The following is a 279-nucleotide window of genomic DNA, read 5'->3' as shown; positions in this document are numbered from 1 at the left end:
GGCACCGGCATTGCGGGCGGCGACAGCGGCGAGAGCGGCAGACGGGTGCGGATCAATGGCGCCGCGGCGCGGTCGTCCGAGGATATGCTGGAGTGGCTGCGTGTCGTCTGGCTGACGCCGGCGATGGACGGACTGTTCCCCGGGCCGGCGGCCGACCGCCGGCGCTTCCTCGACCGGCTGGTGCTGGCGATCGATCCCGCCCACGGCCAGCGCGCGCTCGACTACGAGAAGGCGATGCGCGGGCGTCACCCCCTGCTTACGGAAGGATCTCGCGACGGC

1 pseudogene is annotated in these 279 nt (G+C 73.1%); it reads left to right on the top strand.

The window, feature by feature from the left end:
• Positions 1-279, top strand: a pseudogene (locus EN862_RS35945) (DNA replication/repair protein RecF); the annotation flags it as partial.

This window comes from Mesorhizobium sp. M2E.F.Ca.ET.219.01.1.1 (assembly GCF_004016445.2).
In the GTDB taxonomy this organism is placed as follows: Bacteria; Pseudomonadota; Alphaproteobacteria; order Rhizobiales; family Rhizobiaceae; genus Mesorhizobium.
This window is presented reverse-complemented; position numbering and strand designations above follow the sequence as displayed.